Annotated in this window: 26 protein-coding genes; 15 read left to right on the top strand and 11 right to left on the bottom strand. The window is 71.0% G+C overall.

Annotation, left to right across the window (positions count from 1 at the left end; all coding sequences use genetic code 11):
- Window positions 1-4 precede the first annotated feature (4 nt).
- Window positions 5-1,132: a histidinol-phosphate transaminase gene (hisC, locus tag QNA08_RS04215; protein WP_283739435.1), complete on the top strand. Its 1,128-nt coding sequence runs from the start codon at window positions 5-7 to the stop codon at window positions 1,130-1,132.
- Window positions 1,125-2,072: a prephenate/arogenate dehydrogenase family protein gene (locus QNA08_RS04210; protein WP_283739434.1), complete on the top strand. Its 948-nt coding sequence runs from the start codon at window positions 1,125-1,127 to the stop codon at window positions 2,070-2,072. Before hisC ends, QNA08_RS04210 begins: the two co-directional genes overlap by 8 nt.
- A gap of 27 nt (window positions 2,073-2,099) precedes the next feature.
- Here the strand turns inward: QNA08_RS04210 and QNA08_RS04205 are convergent, their stop codons facing one another.
- Window positions 2,100-3,197: a DUF2125 domain-containing protein gene (locus QNA08_RS04205; protein ID WP_283739433.1), complete on the bottom strand. Its 1,098-nt coding sequence runs from the start codon at window positions 3,195-3,197 to the stop codon at window positions 2,100-2,102.
- Window positions 3,198-3,289: 92 nt separating this feature from the next.
- Here QNA08_RS04205 and QNA08_RS04200 point away from each other — a divergent pair, with 92 nt between their 5' ends.
- Both QNA08_RS04200 and QNA08_RS04195 read left to right on the top strand, forming a co-directional pair.
- Window positions 3,290-3,835, top strand: coding sequence for a gamma-glutamylcyclotransferase (locus QNA08_RS04200; RefSeq protein WP_283739432.1), 546 nt, complete (start codon window positions 3,290-3,292; stop codon window positions 3,833-3,835).
- A 212-nt stretch (window positions 3,836-4,047) separates the two neighbouring features.
- Window positions 4,048-4,503: a host attachment family protein gene (locus tag QNA08_RS04195; protein ID WP_283739431.1), complete on the top strand. Its 456-nt coding sequence runs from the start codon at window positions 4,048-4,050 to the stop codon at window positions 4,501-4,503.
- Window positions 4,504-4,568: 65 nt separating this feature from the next.
- Here the strand turns inward: QNA08_RS04195 and QNA08_RS04190 are convergent, their stop codons facing one another.
- The 4 genes from QNA08_RS04190 to QNA08_RS04175 all read right to left on the bottom strand — a co-directional run bounded on the left by QNA08_RS04190 (window position 4,569) and on the right by QNA08_RS04175 (window position 7,516).
- Window positions 4,569-5,729 carry a trans-sulfuration enzyme family protein gene (locus tag QNA08_RS04190; RefSeq protein ID WP_283739430.1) on the bottom strand — a complete coding sequence of 387 codons (1,161 nt, stop codon included), beginning with the start codon at window positions 5,727-5,729 and terminating at the stop codon, window positions 4,569-4,571.
- 74 nt (window positions 5,730-5,803) lie between these two features.
- Window positions 5,804-6,166, bottom strand: a complete 363-nt coding sequence (locus QNA08_RS04185) for a response regulator (RefSeq protein WP_283739429.1) — start codon at window positions 6,164-6,166, stop codon at window positions 5,804-5,806.
- Between the two features lie 4 nt (window positions 6,167-6,170).
- A complete protein-coding gene (gene hpt / locus QNA08_RS04180; protein WP_283739428.1) occupies window positions 6,171-6,734 on the bottom strand; it encodes a hypoxanthine phosphoribosyltransferase in 564 nt (187 codons plus the stop codon).
- A gap of 59 nt (window positions 6,735-6,793) precedes the next feature.
- Window positions 6,794-7,516 carry a zinc-ribbon domain-containing protein gene (locus QNA08_RS04175; protein WP_283739427.1) on the bottom strand — a complete coding sequence of 241 codons (723 nt, stop codon included), beginning with the start codon at window positions 7,514-7,516 and terminating at the stop codon, window positions 6,794-6,796.
- A 343-nt stretch (window positions 7,517-7,859) separates the two neighbouring features.
- Here QNA08_RS04175 and ftsE point away from each other — a divergent pair, with 343 nt between their 5' ends.
- The 5 genes from ftsE to QNA08_RS04150 all read left to right on the top strand — a co-directional run bounded on the left by ftsE (window position 7,860) and on the right by QNA08_RS04150 (window position 11,800).
- The gene (ftsE, locus tag QNA08_RS04170) at window positions 7,860-8,483 is read left to right on the top strand and encodes a cell division ATP-binding protein FtsE (protein ID WP_283739699.1); all 624 of its coding nucleotides are present in this window, start codon (window positions 7,860-7,862) and stop codon (window positions 8,481-8,483) included.
- Window positions 8,484-8,490: 7 nt separating this feature from the next.
- On the top strand, window positions 8,491-9,480 hold the full coding sequence (locus QNA08_RS04165) for a cell division protein FtsX (protein ID WP_422679855.1): 990 nt from the start codon (window positions 8,491-8,493) through the stop codon (window positions 9,478-9,480).
- A gap of 84 nt (window positions 9,481-9,564) precedes the next feature.
- Window positions 9,565-10,308 carry a YdcF family protein gene (locus tag QNA08_RS04160; RefSeq protein ID WP_283739426.1) on the top strand — a complete coding sequence of 248 codons (744 nt, stop codon included), beginning with the start codon at window positions 9,565-9,567 and terminating at the stop codon, window positions 10,306-10,308.
- A 188-nt stretch (window positions 10,309-10,496) separates the two neighbouring features.
- Window positions 10,497-11,267 (top strand): lysophospholipid acyltransferase family protein, encoded by a 771-nt coding sequence (locus tag QNA08_RS04155; protein ID WP_283739697.1) that lies wholly within the window; start codon window positions 10,497-10,499, stop codon window positions 11,265-11,267.
- 104 nt (window positions 11,268-11,371) lie between these two features.
- On the top strand, window positions 11,372-11,800 hold the full coding sequence (locus QNA08_RS04150; RefSeq protein WP_283739425.1) for a hypothetical protein: 429 nt from the start codon (window positions 11,372-11,374) through the stop codon (window positions 11,798-11,800).
- Window positions 11,801-11,842: 42 nt separating this feature from the next.
- Here QNA08_RS04150 and QNA08_RS04145 read toward each other — a convergent pair whose 3' ends face one another.
- Complete coding sequence (locus tag QNA08_RS04145) at window positions 11,843-13,525, bottom strand: acyl-CoA dehydrogenase family protein (RefSeq protein WP_283739424.1); 1,683 nt, start codon at window positions 13,523-13,525, stop codon at window positions 11,843-11,845.
- 151 nt (window positions 13,526-13,676) lie between these two features.
- Between QNA08_RS04145 and QNA08_RS04140 the strand changes: the two genes are divergently transcribed.
- On the top strand, window positions 13,677-14,378 hold the full coding sequence (locus QNA08_RS04140; protein ID WP_283739423.1) for a DUF1868 domain-containing protein: 702 nt from the start codon (window positions 13,677-13,679) through the stop codon (window positions 14,376-14,378).
- Window positions 14,379-14,385: 7 nt separating this feature from the next.
- Here the strand turns inward: QNA08_RS04140 and QNA08_RS04135 are convergent, their stop codons facing one another.
- Window positions 14,386-15,264, bottom strand: coding sequence for a DMT family transporter (locus tag QNA08_RS04135; protein ID WP_283739422.1), 879 nt, complete (start codon window positions 15,262-15,264; stop codon window positions 14,386-14,388).
- 137 nt (window positions 15,265-15,401) lie between these two features.
- Between QNA08_RS04135 and QNA08_RS04130 the strand changes: the two genes are divergently transcribed.
- On the top strand, window positions 15,402-16,247 hold the full coding sequence (locus QNA08_RS04130) for a YihY/virulence factor BrkB family protein (RefSeq protein ID WP_340321548.1): 846 nt from the start codon (window positions 15,402-15,404) through the stop codon (window positions 16,245-16,247).
- On the opposite strand, the gene ccrA is transcribed toward QNA08_RS04130, so the two are convergent.
- Entirely contained in the window at window positions 16,239-17,513 is a 1,275-nt protein-coding gene (gene ccrA, locus QNA08_RS04125) for a crotonyl-CoA carboxylase/reductase (protein WP_283739421.1), read from the bottom strand. The genes QNA08_RS04130 and ccrA overlap by 9 nt on opposite strands.
- Before the next feature lie 256 nt (window positions 17,514-17,769).
- On the opposite strand from ccrA, the gene QNA08_RS04120 reads away from it, so the two are divergent.
- Window positions 17,770-19,785 (top strand): protein meaA, encoded by a 2,016-nt coding sequence (locus tag QNA08_RS04120; RefSeq protein WP_422679854.1) that lies wholly within the window; start codon window positions 17,770-17,772, stop codon window positions 19,783-19,785.
- A 19-nt stretch (window positions 19,786-19,804) separates the two neighbouring features.
- Here QNA08_RS04120 and QNA08_RS04115 read toward each other — a convergent pair whose 3' ends face one another.
- From QNA08_RS04115 to QNA08_RS04105, 3 genes are all read right to left on the bottom strand, one after another.
- Window positions 19,805-20,263: a GNAT family N-acetyltransferase gene (locus QNA08_RS04115; protein WP_422679853.1), complete on the bottom strand. Its 459-nt coding sequence runs from the start codon at window positions 20,261-20,263 to the stop codon at window positions 19,805-19,807.
- Window positions 20,264-20,357: 94 nt separating this feature from the next.
- On the bottom strand, window positions 20,358-21,314 hold the full coding sequence (gene xerD / locus QNA08_RS04110) for a site-specific tyrosine recombinase XerD (RefSeq protein ID WP_283739694.1): 957 nt from the start codon (window positions 21,312-21,314) through the stop codon (window positions 20,358-20,360).
- Window positions 21,315-21,329: 15 nt separating this feature from the next.
- Window positions 21,330-21,476, bottom strand: coding sequence for a histidine kinase (locus QNA08_RS04105; RefSeq protein ID WP_283739419.1), 147 nt, complete (start codon window positions 21,474-21,476; stop codon window positions 21,330-21,332).
- A 209-nt stretch (window positions 21,477-21,685) separates the two neighbouring features.
- On the opposite strand from QNA08_RS04105, the gene QNA08_RS04100 reads away from it, so the two are divergent.
- Genes QNA08_RS04100 through QNA08_RS04090 form a run of 3 tightly spaced genes read left to right on the top strand, consistent with a single transcriptional unit; the run spans window position 21,686 to window position 24,746 of the window.
- Window positions 21,686-22,291 (top strand): shikimate kinase, encoded by a 606-nt coding sequence (locus tag QNA08_RS04100; protein ID WP_422679852.1) that lies wholly within the window; start codon window positions 21,686-21,688, stop codon window positions 22,289-22,291.
- Window positions 22,288-23,463, top strand: a complete 1,176-nt coding sequence (gene aroB, locus QNA08_RS04095) for a 3-dehydroquinate synthase (RefSeq protein WP_283739418.1) — start codon at window positions 22,288-22,290, stop codon at window positions 23,461-23,463. Before QNA08_RS04100 ends, aroB begins: the two co-directional genes overlap by 4 nt.
- Window positions 23,460-24,746 (top strand): HlyC/CorC family transporter, encoded by a 1,287-nt coding sequence (locus QNA08_RS04090; protein WP_283739417.1) that lies wholly within the window; start codon window positions 23,460-23,462, stop codon window positions 24,744-24,746. Before aroB ends, QNA08_RS04090 begins: the two co-directional genes overlap by 4 nt.
- Window positions 24,747-24,753 lie beyond the last annotated feature (7 nt).

The following is a 24,753-nucleotide window of genomic DNA, read 5'->3' as shown; positions in this document are numbered from 1 at the left end:
CGCCATGAGCGCCGACGTCGCGAGCGTCACCTCGCCCCGCCCCGTTCCCCGTGCCGGCGTCCTCGCCATCGACGCCTACGTGCCGGGCAAGAGCACGGCCGCGGGGGTGAAGAAGGTCTACAAGCTGTCCTCGAACGAGACGCCGCTCGGGCCGAGCCCCAAGGCGGTCGCAGCGGCGCAGCACGCCGCGGCCGAACTCGAGCTCTACCCCGACGGCGCGGCCACGCGCCTGCGCGAGGCCATCGCCGCCAAATTCGGCCTCGACCCGGCGCGCATCGTCTGCAGCGCCGGCTCGGACGAGATCCTCAGCCTCCTCGCCCATGCCTATATCGGTCCTGGCGATGAAGGCCTCTTCTGCGAGCACGGCTTCCTCGTCTACCGCATTGCGACGCTGGCCGCCGGCGGCACGCCGGTCGTCGCCAGGGAAACGAACCTGACGGCGAGCGTGGACGCGCTCCTCGCCGCGGTGACGCCCCGCACCAAGATCGTCTTCCTGGCGAACCCGAACAATCCGACCGGCACCTACCTGCCCTTCGAGGAGGTGAAGCGGCTGCACGCGGCGCTGCCGCCGCACGTGCTCCTCGTCATCGACGCGGCCTATGCCGAATATGTGCGCCGCAATGACTATTCCTCCGGCATCGAGCTCGTGGCGACGAGCGAGAATGTCGTGATGACGCGCACCTTCTCGAAGATCTACGGGCTTGCCGGCGCGCGCCTCGGCTGGGCCTACATGCCGGCCCACGTCGCCGACGCCGTCAACCGCATCCGCGGCCCCTTCAATGTCTCCGGCCCGGCACAGGCGGCCGGCATCGCCGCGCTCGCCGACGAGGCGCATGTCGCCGCCGCCGTCGCCCACAACGAGCGCTGGCTGCCCTGGCTTCAGGCCGAGATCGCCACGCTCGGCCTGGCGGTGACGCCGAGCGTGGGCAACTTCCTCCTCATCCACTTCCCCGAGACGCCCGGCCGCACGGCCAGGGATGCGGACACCTTCCTCACCCGGCGCGGCCTCATCCTGCGGGGCGTCGCCGCCTACGGCTTGCCGCACTGCCTGCGGCTCACCGTGGGCACGGAGGAGGCCAACCGCCTCGTGGTGCAGGCGCTCGCCGATTTCCTGGGCGGCCGCGATGCCTGACCGTCTCGGCCCGAAGCGGCAGGTGCCGCTCGTCGAGCGGCTCGCCCTCGTCGGCATCGGCCTCATCGGCTCCTCCATCGCCCGGGCAGTGCGTCACATCGGGCTCGCCGGCAGCGTCGTGGCGGCCGACGCCTCGCCCGAGGTGCGCCGGCGCGTCGAGGAACTCGGCCTCGCTGACGCGGTGACCGGCGACCTCGAAGAGGCTGCACGCGACGCCGACCTCGTCATCCTCTGCGTGCCCGTCGGCGTCTGCGGCGAGGTGGCGGCGGCCATGGCGCCCGGGCTCAAGGCCGGGGCCATCGTCTCGGACGTGGGCTCCGTCAAGGGCGCGGTGGTGGCCCAGGTCGCGCCGCATCTGCCGGCCGGTGTCCATCTCGTTCCCGCCCATCCGGTGGCGGGCACCGAGCATTCGGGGCCGGACGCCGGGTTTCCCACGTTGTTCCTCAACCGCTGGTGCATCGTGACGCCGCCCAACGGGACCGACGCGGCGGCCGTGGCGACGGTGCGCGCCTTCTGGGAGGCGCTCGGCTCCAACGTCGAGATCATGACGCCGCAGCATCACGACCTCGTGCTCGCCATCACGAGCCATGTGCCGCACCTCATCGCCTACAACATCGTGGGCACGGCGGCGGACCTCGAAAAGGTGACGCAGTCGGAGGTCATCAAGTTCTCGGCCGGCGGCTTCCGCGACTTCACGCGCATCGCGGCCTCCGACCCGACCATGTGGCGCGACGTCTTCCTCAACAACAAGGAGGCCGTGCTCGAGATGCTCGGCCGCTTCAACGAGGATCTCGCCGCCCTGCAGCGCGCCATCCGCTGGGGCGACGGCGAGGCGCTGTTCGACCTCTTCACCCGCACCCGCGCCATCCGCCGCGGCATCATCGACCTCGGCCAGGAGACGGCCGAGCCCGACTTCGGCCGCCCGCGCGCGTCCTCCTGATCCCACCGCGCCGGCGCTCGGCGCCGCTCAGTAGAGCGGCCCCACGCGGCCAACGGGGAATGGCCCCACGGTGATGCGGCCGTTGTCGATGCGGACCGGCGGCAGGCTCGTGAGTTTCGGCCCCGCCTTCACCGCCCCGTCTCCGGCCAGTGGCGCCGGCTGTCGACCCGCGAGCCTTTCAAGCCCGCCGGTGATGAGGCCCGAAAGATCGCCGCGCACCTTGATTCCGAAGCGAGCGAGAAGCCCGTCGAGCCCGGCGACGGCGGCGTCCACCTGGCCGCTCGGGCGATGCTGCTCGTCGAGACCGAGGGTGCCCCTGGCCTCGATCCGCGTGGCGCCCTTGACGAGCGTAACCGAGGAAAGCTCGAGCCGGCCGCCGGCGAGCCGCCAGGCCTCGAGCTCCTCCGCCCGCGGCCTGACGCCGAAGGCCTCGGCCTGCGTCACGACCGCCCTCGCGTCGAGGTCGGCCGCCTCGCTCGAGCCGAGGAAATCGTCGAGCGGCGGCACGACCGCCTGATTCAGCGACACCGCGACATCATAGGCCTTGTCGCCTTCGGGCCGGGCCGGATCGCGGCGCAGATGCGCCTCGAGGCGGCTGGCGAAGCTCACGAGGGCGTCGTTGTCCGCCGCGAGCGTCGCCCGCAGGGCGGGCGCCTCGATGACCAGCGAGGCGCGCTCCAGGCGCCCGCCGGGCAGGATGATGCTGGCGTCGAGGCTGCGCCAGTTGAGCTCCAGGCTCCGCCCGTCACCGACGGCGCGGACCACGAGCGGCCCTTCGGCCTCCGCGATGACGTGGTTCGGCCGATAGACCTGCGCCACGGCGAGGAAGCGCTTCAGGCTCCCTTCGACAGGCCCCTGCGCCGTCGTGCCGGAAAAGGAAGGATTGTCGCAGGTGAGCTCGAAGCGGAAGGGAAAGCCGCCCACCGTGCGCGCCGGGCAGGTCCAGCGCCGGCCGTGCTCGGCCTCGCGCGCCACCCACTGGTCGAGTGCCGCAGTCGTGCGCTCCCGCGCCACGAACCAGAAGGCCGACCATCCCGCCGCGATCAGCACGAGCAGGATGAACGGCAGGAAGAGGCCCCAGCGGCTGTGCCGGCGGGTCCTTGCGGTTGTCTCGATGTCGGCCACGGCGCCGGTCCTCCGTTGCGTCCTCACGTCCTAGCTGGTACCGGCTCGCCCGCACAAGCAGCGGCGAAGCGCACGAGGACGGACCGCGACGCATGACGCGCGATTCGGGCGATCTCTGGGTGTTCGGTTATGGCTCGCTCATGTGGCGGCCGGGCTTTCCCTTCATCGAGCAGCACAGCGCCATCGTGCGGGGGGTGCACCGCTCGCTTTGCGTCTATTCGCACGTGCACCGCGGCACGCCGGAGCGGCCGGGGCTCGTCCTCGGCCTCGACCGGGGCGGCTCCTGCCGCGGCCTCGTCTTCCGTGTGCCCGCGCCCGAGGTGGCGGAGACCATCGCCTATTTGAGGGCCCGCGAGCAGGCGACGTCGGTCTATCTCGAGCGCATGGTCAAGGCTGCCGTGGACGGGGGCCCGCCCGTGCCGGCTCTCGCCTATGTCGTCGACCGCCGCCACCCGCAATACGCCGGCCGCCTGCCGCGGCCCGATCTCCTCCGGCTCGTCGCCCAGGGCATCGGCCGGTCCGGCCCCAACCCGGAATACGTGCGCAACACGCACGAGCATCTCCTCGCCCTGGGGGTGTGCGACCCGGAACTGCACTGGCTCGTCGAGGCGCTGGACAGCGGCCACCCGTCGCACTGAGATCGAGCCATGCGATCCCGTCGCCAGCCGGCGTTGCGCGCCGCCATCGACGGCGGCCCCTCCCGGCGGGGAAACGGCCGATCCTGAGCGTTGATCCAGAGCAAGGGAGCTGCCACGCCAGCATGGCATGACCAACTAACAACAGCCCCGCAGCCTTCCTATCTTCAGGGATCGGGACTGTTCCCCCGTCGTCAGCCAGGAAGGAGACACAGATGACCCGCATCCGGCTCGACTCCGACGCCCTCGTGTTCGTCGGCGATGGCGAGAAGGCGCTGTTCCTGCGCAACAAGGGCGACTGGCTCTATCCCAATCTCGTCGTCGAAAACGTGCTGGAGCAGGACAATCCCGCCTCGCGCGAGCAGGGCAGCGACCAGCCCGGCCGCATGAATCGGGGCAGACCGAGCTCCAACAAGAGCGCCATCGAGGCGACCGACTGGCATCAGATCGCCAAGGACCGCTTCGCCCGTGAGGTTGCCGACGCGCTCTACAAGGCGGCGCACCGGCAGGGTTACCAGCATCTCGTCGTCGTCGCCCCACCCACGACCCTCGGCGAATTGCGCAAGGCGTTCCACAAGGAGGTGAGCGAGCGCGTCGTGGCGGAGGTCGACAAGACGCTGACGTCCCACCCCGTCTACGAGATCGAGAGGATCCTCTCCGCCTTCGCCTGAAGCCACCCCGGCGGCGCGGGCCCGTGCCGCGGCGGGAGCAAGGCACCCCGCCCCGGCCGCCCGAGCTACCGGGCCGCGGCCCGCAGCGCCGCGTCGAGATCAGCGTAGAGGTCGTCCGGATCCTCGATGCCGACCGACAGCCGCAGGAGATCGGGGGGGCAGGGCGAGCCCGGCCCCTCGATCGAGGCACGATGCTCGATGAGGCTCTCGACGCCGCCGAGGGAGGTCGCGCGCTTCCACAGGCCGACGCGGGCCGCGGTCGCGATCGCCGTCTGTTCGCCACCCGCGACCCGGATCGACAGCATGTAGCCGAAGCCGTCGCGCATCTGCCGCGCCGCCACCGCGTGGCCGGGATGGCGCGGCAGGCCGGGATACAGCGCGGCCGCCACAGCCGGATGGCCGTCGAGGCGCCCGGCGAGTGCGAGTGCCGAGGCCGACTGCGCCGCGACCCTGAGCGGCAGCGTGCGCATGCCGCGCAGGAGGAGATAGGCCTCGAAGGGGCCGAGGATGGCCCCCTGCTGGCGGCGGATGGCGGTGATGCGCGCCCAGACGTCGTCCTCGCTCGCGGTGACGAGCGCTCCCGCGACCACGTCCGAATGGCCGTTGAGCACCTTGGTCGCGGCGTGCATGACGATGTCGGCGCCGAGCGACAGCGGCTGCGTGTGGATGGGCGAGGCCGTGGTCGAATCGACCGCGAGCCGCGCCCCCGCCGCATGGGCGATCTCCGCCGCGGCGGCGATGTCGGTGACGGTCCACAGCGGGTTCGACGGTGTCTCGATCCACACGAGCTTGGTTCTGCCCGGCTCGATCGCGCGGCGCAGGGCATCGAGATCGTCCGTCTCGGCGAGGCTGACGCTGAGCCCCCAGCGCGTCGCCTCACCGGTGAGCCAGTTGCGCAGCGCCCAGTACATCACCTTGGACGCGACGACGTGGTCGCCGGGATCGAGCGCCTGGAACACCGCCGTCGCCGCCGCCATGCCGGAGCCGAAGAGGAGCGCCGCAGGGCCGCCCTCGAGCATGGCGAGAACCTCTTCCGCCTCCCGCACGGTGGCGTTGTCGGGGCGGCCATAGACGAAGCCGGAGCGATAGGCGTTGTCCTCGTCGCGGATGTAGGTCGTGGCGACGTGGATCGGCGGCACGATCGCCTTCGTGACCGGATCGATGCACCCCATGGCCTGGGCGGCCAGGGTGCGGCGGGACCAGCGGGGTGGGGCGGCGTCGCTCATGGACCGATCTCCGGTGGCGTCAGCTTCCGATGGCGGCATGGCGCCGGTGGGAGCCGACGGCCCACGGCGTCCGTTCAGGCGAGGACGCGCGCCACGGTGGCGCGCAGGTCGGCGAGGGAGAAGGGCTTCGTCAGCACGTCCGCCACGATGGCGTCGAGCCCCTTGGCGCGCTCGCGCTGGTCGGCGAAGCCGGTCATCAGCAGGATGACGAGGTCGGGATAGTCGCGCTTGGCCGAGAGGGCCAGCGCGATCCCGTCCATGATCGGCATGCGCACATCGGTGAGCATGAGGTCGAAGCGCCCGGCCTCGGCGACGAGGCGATCGAGCCCGTCGCCGCCGTCGCTCGCCGTCACCACTTCGTGGCCGTCGATCTCCAGCCCGCGCTTGAGGAAGCCGCGGACGCCCTCCTCGTCGTCGACGAGCAGAATGCGCGCCATGGCCTCACGCCCCTGCCGCCCGTGCCCCCTCGGCCTCGGTCTCGACCACGCCGACGAAGGGCAGTTCGCGGTAGGAATGGGCGACGTCCATGCCGTAGCCGATGACGAAGAGATCCGGGCATTCGAAACCGACGAAATCGGCCTCGATCTGCACGGCGCGCTTGCCGGGCTTCTCGAGGAGCACGGCGCACATCACGCGCCGCGCCCCGCGCGCCATGAGCAGGTCCTTGGCGAAGGCGAGGGTACGGCCCGACTCGAGAATGTCGTCGACGAGCAGCACGTCGCGGTCGCGCACGTCGCTCTGCACGTCGCGCAGGATCTCGACCTGGCCCGACGACACCGTCGCCTCGCGATAGCTCGACAGATGCACGAACTCGACTTGCGGCTTCATGCCGACCCGGTGCAGGGCGCGGATGAGGTCGGCCGCGAACATGAAGCTGCCCTTCAGCACCGCGACGACGAGCAGGTTGTGCGGCTTCGCCTGCGCGATGGCATCGGCCATCTCGGCATTGCGGCGCGCGATCGCCGTCTCGTCGTACAGAACGCGGATGCGTTGGCCTTGAGTCATGGACGCCTCGTGATGGGAAGGGCGGCGGCAAGAGCCCCGCCGGCCGCTCCCCCTCGCGCTTAAAGGGCAGATGCGGCTTCTGCAAGGCGATCGTCGCCCGCAGCGAAACGCACGAGCACGTCGCGCCCTTCCTCGGGCGGAGCGGCGAGCCGCGTGCGGAAGACGAGCCGCTCGCCGGGCGCGAGCGCAGCGCGCGGCGGCCGGCTCGTCCAGGTGTAGAGGGGCTGCCCCTGGGGCGAGCGCACGACGACGGCGATGTCCGGCACCGCGACGGTGCGGCGCGCCACGTTCTCCACCTCGCCCTCGACGACGAGGACGCCCTCACGCCCCTCCACCACGGTCTCGGAACGGACGTTGCGGAAAGCGAGCCCCCTCAGATTGACCGGCAGGCCCACCCGCGCATAGAGCGCCGCCGTCTCGGGCAGGTGCCGCACGACGGTCTCGCGGCCAATGACGAGCGCGGCGAAGACGGCAAGGAAGCCGGCGAGCGCGAGCGGTGCGCCGGCACGGGCGAGACGGGCGGGCGCTGCCGGCCGGCCGGCGCGCTCCCCGCTTCTCGCATCGCGCCGCCCGCGCGACAGCGCGGCAGCGGTGGATTGCGGGGACGGCGCAGCCCCCGGCCCCGATGCCGCCATTTCCGCGGGGAAGCCTCCCACCGAGCCGTCGGGCTCCACGAACCACTCCCTGCGGCAGGCGGCGCAGCGTACGACGCGGCCGGCCGGCGCGAGGTGTTCGGCATCGATCGTGTAGCTGCTGGCGCAGGATGGGCAGACAATGAGCATGACGAATCAGGCAGGCTCCGCGATGACCCCATCCGATAGAAGCTTTTCCGGGCGAAGTGGATACCGGTTCGCACGCAGGGCATGCAACGATGCGGGATGAGACGTGACGATGGGGCGGCCGGCCGAGGTCGCGGGAGCGGCTTGCGCCGCCGCCCGGGATCGCGCGGAGGGGCCGCCGGTTTGGCGTCCCGGCCCGCTCTGATTTATTGGGCGTGAGCGGAGGGCAGCGGACGAGGGCGCCGCTCCGTCGGGTCGCGGCGAGCAGGGCGACCGAAGGGTGAAGGCCGCTTGGTTCGGGGAGGAAGGTGTGGTCCGCTTCGACAATGTCGGGCTGCGTTACGGGATGGGGCCGGAGGTCCTGCGCGATCTGAGCTTCACGATCGAGCCGCGCTCCTTCCAGTTCCTCACCGGGCCTTCGGGAGCGGGCAAGACCACGCTCCTGCGCCTCATCCTCCTGTCGCTGAAGCCGACGCGGGGGCTCATCAGCATCTTCGGCGAGGACGTCTCGCGCATCGCCGGACCGGCGCTCACCGGCTTGCGCCGGCGGATGGGCGTCGTCTTCCAGGATTTCCGCCTGCTCGACCATCTCACCACCTACGAGAACGTGGCGTTGCCCCTGCGCGTGCAGGGCAAGGAAGAGGCGAGCTACCGCGCCGAGGTAGTGGAGCTCCTGCGCTGGGTGGGCCTCGGTGAACGCATGCACGTGCTGCCGCCCGTCCTCTCCGGCGGCGAGAAGCAGCGCGCCGCCATTGCGCGGGCGCTCATCGTCCGCCCCGAGCTGCTGCTCGCCGACGAGCCGACGGGCAATGTCGATCCGAGCCTGGCTCGGCGCCTGCTGCGCCTCTTCATCGAGCTCAACCGGCTCGGCACATCGGTCGTCATCGCGACTCACGACCTCGCCCTGATGGACCAGGTGGACGCCCGCCGCCTCGTCCTCGGCGAGGGGCGCCTGCACATCTACGAATGAGGCGGCCTTGACCTTCGCCGCAGACAGTCACGCCCCCCGCGAGCCCGAGGCCGCACAGGCGGCTCTCGAGGCCGATGCCGGTCCCCTGCCCGACACGCTGAAGCGCAACGCCCCGCTCGTGCCGGCCGAATCGACCGCCGGCCGGGCGCTCGTGACGGTCATCGCCATCCTGACCTTCCTCGCCGCGCTCGCCGCAGGCGCCGCCGAGCTCGTTGCCGGGGCCTCCAGCGAATGGCGCTCGGCGATCTCGCGTGAGGTGACGATCCAGGTGCGGCCGACACCCCAGCGCGACGTCGAGGCCGACGTGGCGCGCGCCGCCGAGATCGCGCGCGCCGACCCGCGTGTCGCCGAGGTGAAGGTCTATTCCAAGGCGGAGGCCGAGCGTCTGCTCGAGCCCTGGCTCGGCACCGGGCTCGATCTTGTCGAACTGCCGGTGCCGCGCCTCGTCGTCGTGCAGCTCAGGCAGGGCGAGGAGCCCGACACGGCCGCCCTGAAGAGGGCGCTCGCCGAGGCCGTGCCGACCGCGAGCCTCGACGACCACCGCCTGTGGATCGCGCGCCTCGCGGCCATGGCGGGCACAGTCGTCGTCGTGGCGCTCGTCATCGTCGGCCTGGTGCTGACGGCGGCGGCGCTCGCCATCGCCTTCGCCACGCGCGCAGCGGTGGCGGGCAACCGCGAGATCCTGGAGGTGCTGCATTTCGTGGGCGCCGACGACCGGTTCATCGCACGCGAATTCCAAGCGCGGTTCCTCAAGCTCGGGCTCAGGGGCGGTGCCATCGGCGGGGCGGCAGCGCTCCTCTTCATCATCGCGACCGGCGCCGTGTCCGCCTCCTGGCGCGCGAGCCCCGGCGGCGACCAGCTCGAGGCGCTGTTCGGCGCCTTCGAAATCGGCTGGCGCGGCTATGCCGCCGTCGTCGCCATCGCGGCCATCGTCGCCGGCGTGACCGCTGCCGTGTCGCGCATGACCGTGGCGCGGCATCTCAGGCGGCTCACGTGAGCCGGCAGGGGAACCCGTGACCGCACAGCCCTGCCCACCCAATGCCGCAATCGGCCTTATCCTGCCGGTGCAGGAGAGCTGGACATGTTCGCAAGGCGCGATGTGCCGGCCCTCTTCGCATCCATCGATGAGCCGGGGATGGTGAACGGCTCGCAGGCCCCTCGGGCGGAAACGCGGCGCGTCCCGATCGGACGAGCCGTCGGGCGCCTGGCCGTCGCGGCGGCTTGCCTGATCGTGCTCGGCATGGCGGCGGGCTTTCTCGCCTTCGTGCACGGCCTCGACCGCTACGAGAGCCGTCCGACGGTCGTCACCGACGGGATCGTGGCGCTCACGGGCGGATCGCAACGCATCGGCGACGCCGCCGACCTGCTCGCCCGCGGATGGGGCCGGCGCTTGCTCATCACCGGCGTGAACGAGCGCACGACCCGCGAGCAGATCGCCCTCGCCAACCCGGACCTGCGGCGTCTCGTCGACTGCTGTGTCGACCTCGACTACCGGGCGCGCAACACGCTCGGCAACGCCATCGAGACGCGCCGCTGGTCGCTCCTCCACGGCTTCCGTTCACTCACCGTGGTAACCTCCAACTACCACATGCCGCGCACGCTGGTGGAACTCGGCCATGCCCTGCCGACGATCCGGCTCGTGCCCTATGCCGTCGTCACCGAACAGACGAGCACCGAGCGCTGGTGGCGCGATTTCGCCACGGCACGCCTGCTCTTCCTCGAATATGTCAAATACGTCGTCGCCATCCTGCGCACGCGCTTCGAGGGTGACCCGGAGCATTCGCGCTTCGCCGCCTTCGCAACGCGCGCTCATTCGCTGAAATGAGAATCCCGTTGCGGGCCGGACGCATTCCACCGGCGCGCGAAATGCTCTAGTGGATCGGGCCGAGACCGATGGTCGGGCCTCGCGGCCGGCGGACACCCGCAACCCGAACCCATGGCCATCAGCCGATCGGGGCCGTGCCGCAGGGCGCAGTCCCGTCCGACCCCGACGAGACCTGCCCGACCCCGTTCATGCTCGTCCTGCGCTCCGCCCTCTTCAACCTCCTCTTCTACGCCAATCTCATCGTGTGGATGATCGGCGCCCTGCCGAGCCTCCTCATGCCGCGCCGCGCCATCATGCGCATCGCCCGCGCCTGGGCCCGCTCGGCGCTGTGGCTGCTGCGCGTCGTCGCCGGCACGACGGTCGAATACCGCGGCCTGGAGAACCTGCCGCCGGGCGGTTGCCTCGTCGCCTGCAAGCACCAGTCGATGTGGGAGACCTTCGCGCTCCTCACCATGTTCGACGACCCGGCCTTCATCCTGAAGCGCGAGCTGACCTTCATCCCGTTCTTCGGATGGCTTGCCTGGAAGGCCGACATGGTGCCGGTCGACCGCAGCGGCGGCGCGGCCGCGCTCGCGGCCATGCTGGCCAAGGCCAGGAAGGAGGCCCGCCACGGCCGCCAGATCGTCATCTTCCCCGAGGGCACGCGCCGGCCGCCGGGGGCGCCGCCCGCCTACAAGGCGGGCATCGCGCATCTCTACACGAGCCTCGGTGTGCCCTGCCTGCCGGTCGCGCTGAACTCCGGCCTCTACTGGCCGCGCCGCAAGTTCCTGCGCCGCCCCGGCACCATTCGCGTCGAGTTCCTGCCGCCCCTGCCGCCCGGCCTGCGCCGCCAGGAGATGCTGGCCGAAGTCGAGCGGCGCATCGAGGAGAGCTCCGACCGCCTGCTCGCGGAGGGCCGCGCCGAGCTCGGCCTCGCCGACGAGCGCCCGGCCGCGCCCGCCCGCCCGCGCTCCCCCTGACCACCCGCCGGGCAAGCCAGCGCACGCGGCCGGCCGCGCCCCTTGACAGCACACAGCACATGTTCTCATTTTGTTCTCGAACAAAAGAGGAACGCGAGGCTGTCATGGGCACTGTGGTGGTTCTCAACACAGCGGTCGGACAACAGCGGGCTCGGGCCGGGAGACCCGACACGAAGGCGGCGCAGGGCGTGCGCGACGAGCCGCTGGCGATCCCGCAGCCGCAGTGCTCGTCAGTCGTGCTGCACGCCTGGCGCGGCCGCTCCGGCCGGCGCTACGTGGTTTCCGTCTATCCGCTGGCGGAGGCGACGGAGGCGGCCCATGCGGACGCGGTGCTCATCGCCGTGCGCCGCGACGCGGACGGCCGCCGCCACATCCTCGGCCTGCGCGAGAGCGGTGCCCTCTGCTCCGGCGGCTACGACACCTCCTGGTTCGGCCTCATGCGCGGCCTCGGCGCCGAGGAGCTGCACGTCCATCTCCTCGCCACCGCGGCGGAGGAACGCGCCGCCGTGCTCGCCGACCTGCGGCCGGCGTGAGCCGGGCGGCGGGCGGGCGCAGATCCGGCCGATGCCGGGCGCTCAGTCGGCGCCTTCGATGAGCCGGCGCGCGATGACCTGGGCCTGGATCTCGGCCGCACCCTCGAAGATCGACAGGATGCGCGCGTCGCAGAGCACGCGCGACACCGGATATTCGAGCGCGAAGCCGTTGCCGCCGTGGATCTGCAGCGCATTGTCCGCCGCTGCCCAGGCGACGCGAGCGGCGAGCAGCTTCGCCATGCCGGCCTCGAGGTCGCAGCGCTTGCCCTCGTCCTTGGCCCGGCCGGCGAAATAGGTGAGCTGGCGGGCGATCATGATCTCCACCGCCATCATGGCGAGCTTGTCCGCCACGCGCGGGAAGTGGACGAGGCTCTTGCCGAACTGCACGCGCTCCTCGGCGTAGCGCAGGCCGAGCTCGAACGCCGACTGCGCCACCCCCACGGCGCGCGCAGCCGTCTGGATGCGGGCGGATTCGAAGGTCTGCATGAGCTGCTTGAAGCCCTGCCCCTCGACACCGCCGAGGAGGTTTGCCGCCGGCACGGAAAAGCCGTCGAAGGCGAGCTCGTATTCCTTCATGCCGCGATAGCCGAGGACCTCGATCTCGCCGCCCGTGAGACCCGCGACCGGGAAGGGATCCTCGTCCGTGCCACGCGGCTTCTCGGCGAGCAGGATGGAGAGGCCGCGGTGGCCGGGCTCCTCCGGGTTGGTGCGCACCAGCATGGTCATGAGGTCGGCACGCACGGGATGGGTGATCCAGGTCTTGCTGCCGTAGACCCGATAGGTCTCGCCCTCGCGCACGGCCCGCGTCTTCAGCGAGGCGAGGTCGGAGCCGGTGTTCGGTTCCGTGAACACCGCCGTCGGCAGGATCTCGCCGCTCGCGATCTTCGGCAGGAAATGCGCCTTCTGCGCCTCCGTGCCGCCACCGAGGATGAGCTCGGCCGCGATCTCCGAGCGGGTGCCGAGGGAGCCGACGCCGATATAGCCGCGCGACAGCTCCTCGGAAACGACGCACATGGACACCTTCGACAGGCCCATGCCGCCATAGTCCTCGGGAATGGTCAGGCCGAAGACGCCAAGCTCCGCCATATGGGCGATGATGGCGAGCGGAATGTAGGCATTGGCGCGGTGCCACTCGTGCGCATGAGGCACCACCTCCGCCTCGGCGAAGCGGCGCATCTCGCTGCGGATCGCCTCGAGCGTGTCGTCGAGCCCTGTGTCTCCCACGTTTCCGCCGCCCTGGCGCTCGCGCATCAGCGCGACGAGGCGGGCGCGGTGCTCCGGCGTGTTGCCGCGGGCGATCAGCGCCTCGATGGCGGGAACGCGCGCCGCGGCGACGTCGCGGGCGCCGAGCCCGAGCTCGTGCGGGCGCACGAACTCACCCTGGCTCATGGGGATGCCGCCGAAGACCTGTGACAGATATTCGCCAAGGCCGATGCGCAGAATGAGTTCTTCCGTCTCGCCGAACCGGCCCTCGGCGCGCAGCCGCTCGCCCCAGGCGACGAGTTCGCGCAGGGCGGTCACGTAGGTCGCGAGCCAAGCAAGCCCATGCGCGGCATGCTGCTCGCGCTCGACGAGCGCGTTCGACACGCGCCCATCCCGCTTCACCGCGGCCCGGACCTCCTCCGTCGCCCGCCTGACGAGCCCGTCGAGGGCGAGGCCCGCCTCCCGCCCGAGGGCGAGCACGTCGAGCTCGGCAAGGAAGTCGGAGGCGGCGGGCGCGATCATGGGCGATTTCCTCTTCAGCGGCGGTCGTTGGCGGCGGCCTTTGTTGCGTTGCAGCATGACCCAGCCTCGCGAGCGCGACAATCCACCTTTCGAAGAACTGTCTTCATGATGCGCCCCATGAGACCGTCAAGCGGGAGGAGAGGACGCCGTCATGGCCCTTCATGCGCGCAGCCGGCCACCTGCGCCGGTCGGCCCCAAGTTCGACGCCGACGGCTCGTTCCGCCGTTACCCCGGCAACACCGTCATCTGCGCCATCGGGGCGGACAACCCGGCGCTCGCGCCGCTCGTCGCGGCGCAGCGCGCGCTGGCCCGTGCACCCTGGGCGTCTCACTTCGCCTTCCTGCCGCCGTCGAGCTTCCACATGACGGTATTTGAAGGCGTCTGCGAGGCGGTGCGTGCCCCGGGGCATTGGCCGGCCGATCTGGTGGACGCCTCCCTCGCCGAGGTGACCGAACGGTTTCGCGAGCGCCTCACCGGCGTCGAGGCACCGGACGCCATCCGCATGCGCGTCAGCCGCCTCGCCTCGATGGACACCCGCGCCTCCTCGGTGCGGCTCCTCCCTTGGGACGAGAAGGAGGAGAGCCGCCTGCGCAGTTTCCGCGACCGGCTCTCCGAACGCCTGGGGCTGCGCCACGCCGGGCACGACGCCTACGCCTTCCACGTCACGCTCAGCTACCTGGTGCGCTGGCCGGCACCCGAAGCCGAGGCCGCGATTCGCGCCGATCATGCCCGCTTCGGCGCGGCGCTCGCCGAGGCACTGCCCGAGATCGTGCTGCCCGCCCCCGATTTCTGCCTCTTCGAGGATATGGCGCGCTTCGATCCCGTGCTGCCGCTCGGGCCGCAGCGGGCATAACCGCCCCTTACGCGCGGCTCGCGACGGCGACGCCCACCGCGGCGAGCGCCATGCCGAGGATCTGGACTGCCGTGAGGCTCTCGCCGAAGAGGAAAAAGGCCATGACCGCCGAGACCGGTGGCACGAGGTAAAGGAGCGAGGCGACGCCCGCCACGGCGCCGCGGCGGATCAGCATGAGCAGCAGGGAGATGCCGCCGATCGACAGGCCGAAGACGGCCCACAGGAGGCCGATCCAGAAGTCGGCCGATCCGTCGACGCGGCCCTCCTCGAGGAGGGCGGCCACCGGCAGCGTGACGAGGAGCGCGCCAAGGAACTGGACCACCGCATTGGTGCGCAGGTCGACGCCCGCGGCGGTGCGCTTCTGCCAGATCGTGCCGAGGGTGATCGAGACCATGGCGCCGAAACAGACAGCGAGCGCGAGCGGCGGCAGGCCGCCGACCGCGCCGAGCTTCGGCGCGAGCACGAGCACGACGCCGGCAAAGCCCATGCCTATGCCGAGCCAGCGTCGCCCGCTGACCGGCTCGCCGAGCAGCGGGCCGGAGAGCACGGCCGTCATGAGCGGCTGCATGCCGGCGATGAGCGCCGAAATCCCGGCCGGCAGACCGTGGCGCACCGACCAGAACACGCCGCCGAGATAGGCGCCGTGCAGCAGCATCCCGGCCACGAGCCCGTTGCGCCAGCCCCGCGCCGTGCACGGCCAGGGCGCACGCAGGGCGAGCGCCGCGCCGCCGAGAACGAGAATCGTGAGCACGTAGCGCGTGGTGAGGAAGGTCAGCGGTTCCGCGTGCGGCGCGACGAGGCGCGCCACGATGAAGCCGGTCGCCCAGATGACGACGAAGAGCGGCGGCGCGACGCGCTCCAGCGTGGAAGGATGTGAGGGCGGCATCTGCGTAGTCCGGGAGGCGCCGGACATGACCACGGCCGCCCACCTCCGACAACCCGCGCTTTCGTAGCGGACCCTTGCGTCGGGCGCGCACCCGGGGTCATCTCGTCGCAAGGCGACCGCAGCCACCGGAGACCCGCGTGACCGGCACCATGCGTCTCATGCGCCTGACCGACCTGACCTTCCGGCGCTTCCTCGAGCACGACGGCTGGGCCATCGCGAGCCATATCGCGCTGTCCGCGCTGATGTCGCTCTTTCCCTTCCTCATCCTCGTCGCGGCCGTCGCCGGTTCACTCGGCTCCGGCGATCTCGCCGACGAGGTGGCGAGGCTCATCCTCGACACCTGGCCGGACGGTGTGGCGGCACCACTGGCGCGCGAGATCCATACCGTGCTCACGGTCGAGCGGCGCGACCTCCTGACCCTCGGTGCCCTGCTCGCCGTCTATTTCTGCTCGAACGGCGTCGAATCCCTGCGCATCGGCCTCAACCGCGCCTATCAGGTCTATGACTGGCGACCCTGGTGGCTGACCCGGCTCGAATCCGTCGGCTATGTCCTGAACGGGGTCCTGGTCCTCATGGTCTTCGCCGCCCTTGTCGTCCTTGGTCCGCTCCTGTGGCGGGCAGCCGTCGGGTTCATCCCGGCGTTGGCGCCGCTGCAGGCGGTGATCGTCGCGGCGCGCTTCATCATCGCCACGGCGGTCATCGCGGTGGCGCTGGCCATCGCCCATCTGTGGCTCCCGGGCGGCCGGCGCACGCTCGCCGGCGTGCTGCCGGGCATCATCGCCACGCTCGTGCTCTGGCTCGTCGGCGGCGCCGCCTTCGGCCTCTACCTCGACGGCTTCGCCCGCAACTACGTCACAACCTATGCCGGGCTCGCCTCAGGCATGGTCACGCTCGTCTTCCTCTACATGCTCGCCGCGATCTTCCTCTTCGGCGGCGAGCTCAACGCGGCGATCCTCGACCTGAAGGAACAGAACTCAGCGTGAGGAGGCCTCCAGCACGTCGTCGAAGGTGCGCAGGCCCGCGCGCGGTGCGTTGACGAGCACCGCCATGTTGCCGGGCGCGTGCAGGTTCTTCCACATCTTCATGTGGGCAAGCGGAATCTTGTCCCACGGGAACACCTCGCTCATGCACGGGTCGATCCGCCGGTCGACGACGAACTGGTTGGCGGCGGAGGCCTGCTTCAGATGCGCGAAATGCGATCCCTGGATCCGCTTCTGGCGCATCCACACGTAGCGGGCGTCGAAGGTGAGGTTGAAGCCCGTCGTGCCCGCACAGAAGACGACCATGCCGCCGCGCTTCACCACGAGGGTCGAGACGGGGAAGGTCTGCTCGCCCGGATGCTCGAAGACGATGTCGACGTCCTTCTTGCCGGTGATGTCCCAGATCGCCTTGCCGAACTTGCGCGCCTCCGTCTGCCAGGCGGCGTATTCCGGCGAATTGACCTTGGGCAGTTGCCCCCAGCAGGAGAACTCCTTGCGGTTGATGACGCCCTTGGCCCCGAGGCCGAGCACGTAGTCGCGCTTCGTCTCGTCCGAGATGATGCCGATGGCATTGGCGCCGGCAGCCGCGCAGAGCTGCACACCAAAGACGCCGAGGCCCCCCGAGGCGCCCCACACCAGCACGTTGTCCCCCGGCCGGATCGCGTGCGGCGGATGGCCGAAGAGCATGCGGTAGGCCGTTGCCAGGGTGAGCGTGTAGCAGGCGCTCTCCTCCCAGGTGAGGTGCTTCGGCCGCGGCATGAGCTGGCGCGACTGCACCCGGCAGAACTGGCCGAAAGAGCCGTCCGGCGTCTCATAGCCCCAGATGCGCTGCGAGGGCGAGAACATCGGATCGCCGCCGTTGCACTCCTCGTCGTCACCGTCGTCCTGGTTGCAGTGGACGACGACCTCGTCGCCCACCTTCCAGCGCTTCACCTTGGAGCCGACGGCCCAGACGATGCCCGCCGCATCGGAGCCGGCCACGTGGAACGGGTTCTTGTGCACGTCGAGAACCGAAATCGGCTCGCCCAGCGCCGCCCACACGCCGTTGTAGTTGACGCCCGCCGCCATCACGAGGACGAGCACCTCGTCGTCGCCGATCCGCCAGGTCGGCACCACCTCGAGCTGCATCGACGTCTCAGGCGGGCCGTGCCGCTCCTTGCGGATGGCCCAGACGTGCATCTTCTCCGGCACGTGCCCCAGCGGCGGGATCTCGCCGATCGCGTAGAGATCCTTTGGCGCGTCCGCCTTGGTTTGGCGCAAGGCTGTCATGGCTCGTCCCCTCCTCGTGCCGTGGCCGGGCCCGTCCTCGACCCGTGATCACGTCCTGCGGCGCGGGATTATCGAGATCGTTGTTGCGCCGCGCCATTGATAGAATGGATGATATTGCGCCGCAGCGGAAGCGCCTAAGCTCGACAATCGAGGAATTGCCGGCAGCCGGCGTGATCCCGGATCACCGCAAGAGGTAGGATGGTTTCGCCCGGCCGATGCTGCACCGCAACATGAGACAAGCAACGGGGGAACGCCGATGACGCCGGAACCGCGGGCGAGGGAGCGCGACAAGCCCTGGATCTTCCGCACCTATGCGGGCCATTCGACCGCGGCGGAATCGAACAAGCTCTACCGCTCCAACCTCGCCAAGGGCCAGACAGGCCTGTCGGTGGCCTTCGACCTGCCGACGCAGACGGGCTACGACCCCGATCACGAGCTCGCGCGCGGCGAGGTCGGCAAGGTCGGCGTGTCCATCGCCCATATCGGCGACATGCGGGCGCTCTTCGACGGCATCCCGCTCGCGCAGATGAACACCTCGATGACCATCAACGCGACGGCCGCGTGGCTGCTTGCGCTCTACATCGCGGTAGCCGACGAGCAGGGCGCCCCGCGCGAGCAACTGACCGGCACGACGCAGAACGACATCATCAAGGAATATCTGTCGCGCGGCACCTATGTCTTTCCGCCGGCTCCGTCCTTGCGTCTCACCAAGGACGTCATCCTGTTCACGACGCGCCAAGTGCCACGCTGGAACCCGATGAACGTCTGCTCCTACCACCTGCAGGAGGCCGGGGCGACGCCGGTGCAGGAGCTCTCCTTCGCGCTCGCCACCGCCCGCGCCGTGCTCGACACGGTGCTCACGTCCGGCGAGGTGGATGAGGAAACCTTCGCCGAGGTCGTCGGCCGCATCTCCTTCTTCGTCAACGCCGGCATGCGCTTCATCACCGAGCTATGCAAGATGCGCGCCTTCGCCGAGCTGTGGGAGGAGATGACGCGCGATCGCTACGGCATCGCCGACTCCAAGAAGCGCCTCTTCCGCTATGGCGTTCAGGTGAATTCGCTGGGGCTCACCGAGCCGCAGCCGGAGAACAACGTCTACCGCATCCTCATCGAGATGCTGGCCGTGGTGCTCTCCAGGAAGGCCCGGGCGCGCGCCGTGCAGCTGCCGGCCTGGAACGAGGCGCTCGGCCTGCCGCGCTCCTGGGACCAGCAATGGTCGCTGCGCATGCAGCAGATCATGGCTTTCGAAACAGACCTGCTCGACTACGACGACATCTTCGATGGCAGCCGCGTCGTCGAGGCGAAGGTCGAGGAGCTCAAGGCCGCCGCCCGCGCCGAACTCGACCGCATCGAGGCGCTCGGGGGCGCCGTCGCGGCAGTGGAGGCCGGCTATCTCAAGCGTGCCCTCGTCGAATCGAATGCCGCGCGGCTCGCCGCGATCGAGGCGGGCGAGCTCGTCGTCGTCGGCGTCAACCGCTGGACGGAGAGCGAGCCCTCGCCCCTGCTCGCCGGCGAAGGCGCCATCCTGACCGTGCCGGAGACGGTGGAGATCGAGGCCGCCGCCAAGGTGCGCGCCTGGCGCCGCCAGCGCGACACGGCCGCCGTCGAGTCCGCGCTCGCCGACCTCGCGGCCGCCGCCCGCGAGGGCCGCAACATCATGGAGCCCTCCATCCGCTGCGCCAAGGCAGGCGTCACCACCGGCGAGTGGGGCGAGACGCTGCGCGCCATCTTCGGCGAGTATCGGGCGCCGACCGGGGTCTCGGTGGAGACGCGCTCGCCCGAGGCCGACCGCGAGGTCCGTCTCCTCGTCGCCGACCTCGCCGACAGGCTCGGCGCCGCGCCGCGCCTCGTCGTCGGCAAGCCGGGCCTCGACGGCCATTCCAACGGCGCCGAGCAGGTGGCGCTGCGCGCCCGCGATGTCGGCATGGACGTGACCTACGACGGCATCCGCCAGACGCCCGGCGAGATCGTCGCCAAGGCGCGCGCGACGGAGGCCCACGTCATCGGCCTCTCCATCCTCTCCGGCTCGCACGTGCCGCTGGTGCGCGAGGTCATGGCGCGCCTCAGATCGGAGGGGCTCGGCCACATCCCCGTCGTCGTCGGCGGCATCATCCCGCCCGAGGACGAACTCGTCCTGCGCAACATCGGCGTTGCCGCTGTCTACACGCCGAAGGACTACGCCCTTGACGCCGTGATGGCGGGCATCGTCAAGGTGGTCGAGCGCTCGCTCGAGCGGACGCCCGAACCGGCGCGCGGCCGCCGCGAAGCCTGAGCGCGGGCGGCGGCCGCCTTCATGCCACCAGCGCCCGCGTCATGAAGCGGGCGTCGGCGCCGTAGCTCGCGAGCTTCGCCGCGAGCGCCGGCTCCTCGGCGACGGCAAAGCCCTGCCGCTGCCAGAAGGGTACGGAGGCGTTGACCGCCACGAGCGAGAGCGTCGGCAGGCCGAGCCCGGCCGCGATTTCCGCAAGCCGCGCCACGATGCGCCCGCCCGCCCCGCCGCCGCGCGCCTCAGGCAGGATGGCGAGATCATGCAGGTAGAAGGTCGCGGGCGGCACGGGCAAGCCACCGATGAGGCTGTCGAGCGCCGGCGGCGCGCGGTCGCGCCAGGGATGGCTCAGGACATAGCCCGCAAGCGCCCCGCCCGCCTCCTCGAGCACATGGCAGCCGGCGGGGAGGAGGGCGAGCCGCTCGGCGAAGACCTCCGGACGCTCGGGATGAGCGAGATGGACCGCGCGAGCAATGGCGTCCACCTGTCCCAGGTCCCCTTCCCGCATTGCCCGCCACTGCATGTGCATCACTCTCCATCCCGCTCGAGGGCTGCCCCGGCGATATCCGCCCCGCCGCTCACTCGTCCTCGGCGAGCGGATGCAGGTCGCGCACCATGGCCTTCAGGCGCTCGTCGAGCACGTGAGTGTAGATCTGCGTCGTCGCGATATCGGCGTGGCCGAGCAGCTCCTGCACGATGCGCAGATCGGCGCCGTTCTGCAGGAGATGGCTCGCGAAGGCGTGGCGCAGCACGTGCGGGCTCACCCTGTCGGGCGCGATGCCGGCGGCGACCGCCGCCTCCTTGAGGTCGCGCGCGAAGGCCTGCCGCGTCAGGTGGCCGCTCGCGCTGTCGGCGGGGAAGAGCCAGGGGCTCGCCGCACCCGTCTGGCCGCCCGCGCCACGCCGCCCACCGGCCGCCTCGGCGAGTTCGAGATAGGCGCGCGCCGCCTGGCGCGCCGCCTCCGTCAGCGGCACGAGCCGCTCCTTGCCGCCCTTGCCGCGCACGGTGAGGAAGCGTTCCCTGGCGCGCGCCGCCGCGCGCGGCAGGGCGACGAGCTCCGACACGCGCAGGCCGGTGGCGTAGAGGAGCTCGAGCAGGCAGGCAAGACGCGCCGCACGCAGGCGCGCGCCGAGCGGGCGCTCCGCATCGTCGATCCCTTCGTGCGCCACCGCCAGCAGCCGGTCGACCTCGGCGACCGACAGTACCTTGGGCAGCGGACGACCCTGCCTCGGTCCGGCGATGGCGGCCGTCGGGTCCTCGCCCCGATGGCCCTCGGCGTAGAGGAACTTGTGGAACTGGCGGATGGCCGAGAGCCGCCGTGCCGCGGAGGAGGCCTTGAGCCCGCGCGTATGCACATCGGCGAGATAGGCGCGCACCGCCGCCGCGTCGGCGCCCAGCGCGTCCGTCCCCTCCCCGGCGAGGAAGGCGAGATAGTCGTCGAGGTCGCGCTCGTAGGCGGCAAGCGTGTTGCGCGCTGCCCCGCGCTCGGCCGCGAGCATTTCCAGGAAAAGGTCGAGATGGGCGCGCGCGCGCATCGCCACCCGCGCCGCTCACTTGCCGCCGAGCCGCGAGGCCGGCAGCGTCACCGTGATCTCGCGCGGCTCGGGCTCGACGAAGGTCGCGAGCGCGAACATCGCGGCATAGACGGCGCCGGCGACAAGGCCGATGATGACGAGGAAGCGAAAGAGCGTCGGCACGGGACTATCGGGCTCGCGGGGCTTGTCTCCTTGTCGGCCAGCCGGCGGCCGAAGGCAAGCGGCCACAATGGCACCCTGGCGATCTCCGTGATAGTGAAGCGCCAGGGGCTCCGGCGCATCGGACCGCGGGCGCCCGACCGGCGGCAGACTTGACGGCAGCGTACTTGACGGCGGCGGATTTGGTGGCGACGGATTTGGCTGAAGCAGACGTGGCAGAGACCGTGAGCCCGGCGCCGACCCGCGACGATCCCAGGATCGCGGCGATCCGCGAGCGCCTCGGCGCGCGCTCGATCGTCCTGGTCGGGCTCATGGGCGCGGGCAAGAGCTCCGTGGGGCGCCGCCTCGCCCAACGCCTCGGCCTGCCCTTCCTCGACGCCGACGTCGAGATCGAGCGCGCCGCCGGCATGAGCATCCCCGACATCTTCGCCGCCCACGGCGAGGCGCATTTCCGCGACGGCGAGCGCCGGGTGGTCGCCCGCCTCCTCGGCGAGGGGCCGCAGGTGCTCGCCACCGGCGGCGGCGCCTACATGAACGAGGAGACGCGCCGGCGCATCGCCGAACGTGGCGTCTGCATCTGGCTCAAGGCCGAGCTCGACGTGCTGATGCGCCGCGTGCGCAAGCGCCAGAACCGGCCGCTCCTTTCCACCCCAGACCCCGAGGCCACCATGCGCCGGCTGATGGACGAGCGCTATCCGGTCTACGCGCTGGCCGACCTCGTCATCCTCTCGCGCGACGTGCCGCACGAGGCCGTCGTCGAGGACATTCTCGATTGCCTCTCCCGCCATCTCGCGGGGAGGGCGGAGGCCGCGCAATGACGGGAATGATGGAGATTTCCGCCACCGCCGACAGGCCGCCGGCTGCCGCGCCCCCGCGCATCGTGCGCGTCGGCCTCGGAGAGCGCTCCTACGACATCCTGATCGGTCGCGACATCATGGCGGCGGCGGCGGCACGTATCGCGGCGCTCGCGCCGGGCGGAACCGCCGCGGTCGTCACCGACACGACGGTAGGTGCCCTGCACGCAGCTTCCCTCGAGGCGGCGCTCGCCGGCGCGGGCCTGCGCACGGCGCGCATCACCGTGCCGCCCGGCGAGAGCTCGAAGTCCTACACCCGTTTCGCCGAGATCTGCGACGCGCTGCTCGCGGCGAAGGTGGAGCGCGGCGACCTCGTCGTCGCGCTCGGCGGCGGCGTCGTCGGCGATCTCGCCGGCTTCGCCGCGGCCGTCGTGCGCCGGGGCGTGCGCTTCGTCCAGGTGCCGACCACGCTCCTCGCCCAGGTCGATTCCTCCGTCGGCGGCAAGACGGGCATCAACTCGCCCCACGGCAAGAATCTCGTCGGCGCCTTCCACCAGCCGAGCCTCGTCGTCGCGGACACGGCCCTCCTCGATACGCTGAGCCCCCGGGAGTTCCGCGCCGGCTATGCCGAGGTGGTCAAGTACGGCCTCATCGACGACGCCGACTTCTTCGGCTGGTGCGAGGCGAACGGCACGCGCATCTTCGGCGCCGGACCGGAGCGCGACCACGCGGTGGCGAAGAGCTGCGCCGCCAAGGCCGCCGTCGTCGCCCGCGACGAGCGTGAGGACGGCGACCGTGCCCTCCTCAACCTCGGCCACACCTTCGGCCATGCGCTGGAGCGCGCCGTGGCTTACGATGGCGCGCGCCTCGTACACGGCGAGGGCGTCGCCATCGGCATGGCGCTCGCCTTCCGCTTCTCGCAGCGGCTCGGGCTCTGCCCCGGGCAGGACGCGCTGCGTGTCGCCCGTCATCTCGAGGCCGTCGGCCTGCCGACACGCCTCGCCGACGTGCCCGGGGGCGTCGGCACCGCCGCGAGCCTCCTCGACGCCATGGCGCAGGACAAGAAGGTTCGGCGCGGCGAGCTGACCTTCATTCTCGCCCGCGGCATCGGCCGGAGCTTCGTCGCGCGCGGCATCGCCGCCGCCGCCGTCCACGATTTCCTCGTCGCGGAGCTTGCTGACGATCCCGGCCGATGACGCTCGACCTCTGGCTCTCGCTCGCGGCGGTCCTCGCCTGCCTCGTCGCCTCGTTCTTCTTCTCCGGCAGCGAGACGGCGCTCACCGCCTCCTCGCGCGCGCGCATGCATGCCCTGGAAAAGGCGGGCGATGACGGCGCGAAGCGCGTCAACCGCCTGCTGGCGAGCCGCGAACGCCTGATCGGCGGCATCCTCATCGGCAACAACCTCGCCAACACCGCCGCCGCCTCCCTGACGACGGGCGTGCTGCTCGCGATCTTCGGCAATGCCGGCATCGCCTATGCGACGATCGTGGTCTCGGTCGTCGTCATCATCTTCTCGGAGGTCCTGCCGAAGACGATCGCCATCAATCACCCCGACCGGGTGGCGCTCTCGGTGGCGCGGCCGGTCGGCTGGGTGGTGGCCCTGCTCGGCCCGGCGACGATCGCCGTCGAGGCGCTCGTGCGCGGCATCCTGCGCCTCTTCGGCATGCGGCTGGGCGAGGGCCAGAACGTGCTCTCCGCCCATGACGAGTTGCGCGGCGCCGTCGACCTCCTGCACCGCGAGGGCGGCGTGGTGAAGGCCGACCGCGACATGCTCGGCGGCCTCCTCGACCTGAAGGAGCTCGAGGTGTCCGACGTCATGATCCACCGCACCAAGATGCGGACGATCAACGCGGATCTGGCGCCTGACGAGCTCGTGCGCGAGGTGCTCGCCTCGCCCTACACGCGCCTGCCCCTGTGGCGCGGCACGCCGGAGAACATCGTCGGCGTGCTGCACGCCAAGGACCTGCTGCGGGCGCTCGACGCGGCCGGCGGCGACGCCGCGCGCCTCGACGTGGAGAAGATCGCCCTCGAGGCGTGGTTCGTGCCGGATACCACCTCGCTCGCCGACCAGCTCAGGGCCTTCCTTGCCAGGAAGACCCACTTCGCGCTGGTGGTCGACGAATACGGCGAGGTGATGGGCCTCGTGACGCTCGAAGACATCCTCGAGGAGATCGTCGGCGACATCAAGGACGAGCACGACGTCGCCCTGCAGGGCGTGCGCCCGCAGCCGGACGGCTCGGTCAACGTCGACGGGTCGGTGCCGATTCGCGACCTCAACCGCTTCATGGACTGGCACCTGCCGGACGAGGAGGCGACGACCATCGCCGGCCTCGTCATCCATGAGGCGCGGACGATTCCGGAGGCCGGCCAGGCCTTCACCTTCCACGGCTTCCGCTTCCGCGTCCTGCGCAAGTCGCGCAACCGCATCACCGTGCTCCGCATCACGCCGGTGGAGGCGCGCAAGAAGCCTGCGGCGTGACGCCGGA

It is taken from the genome of Chelatococcus albus, from assembly GCF_030067675.1.
GTDB lineage: Bacteria > Pseudomonadota > Alphaproteobacteria > Rhizobiales > Beijerinckiaceae > Chelatococcus_A > Chelatococcus_A albus.
The sequence above is the reverse complement of the archived record's forward strand: the minus strand, read 5'-3'. Positions and strand labels throughout refer to the sequence as shown.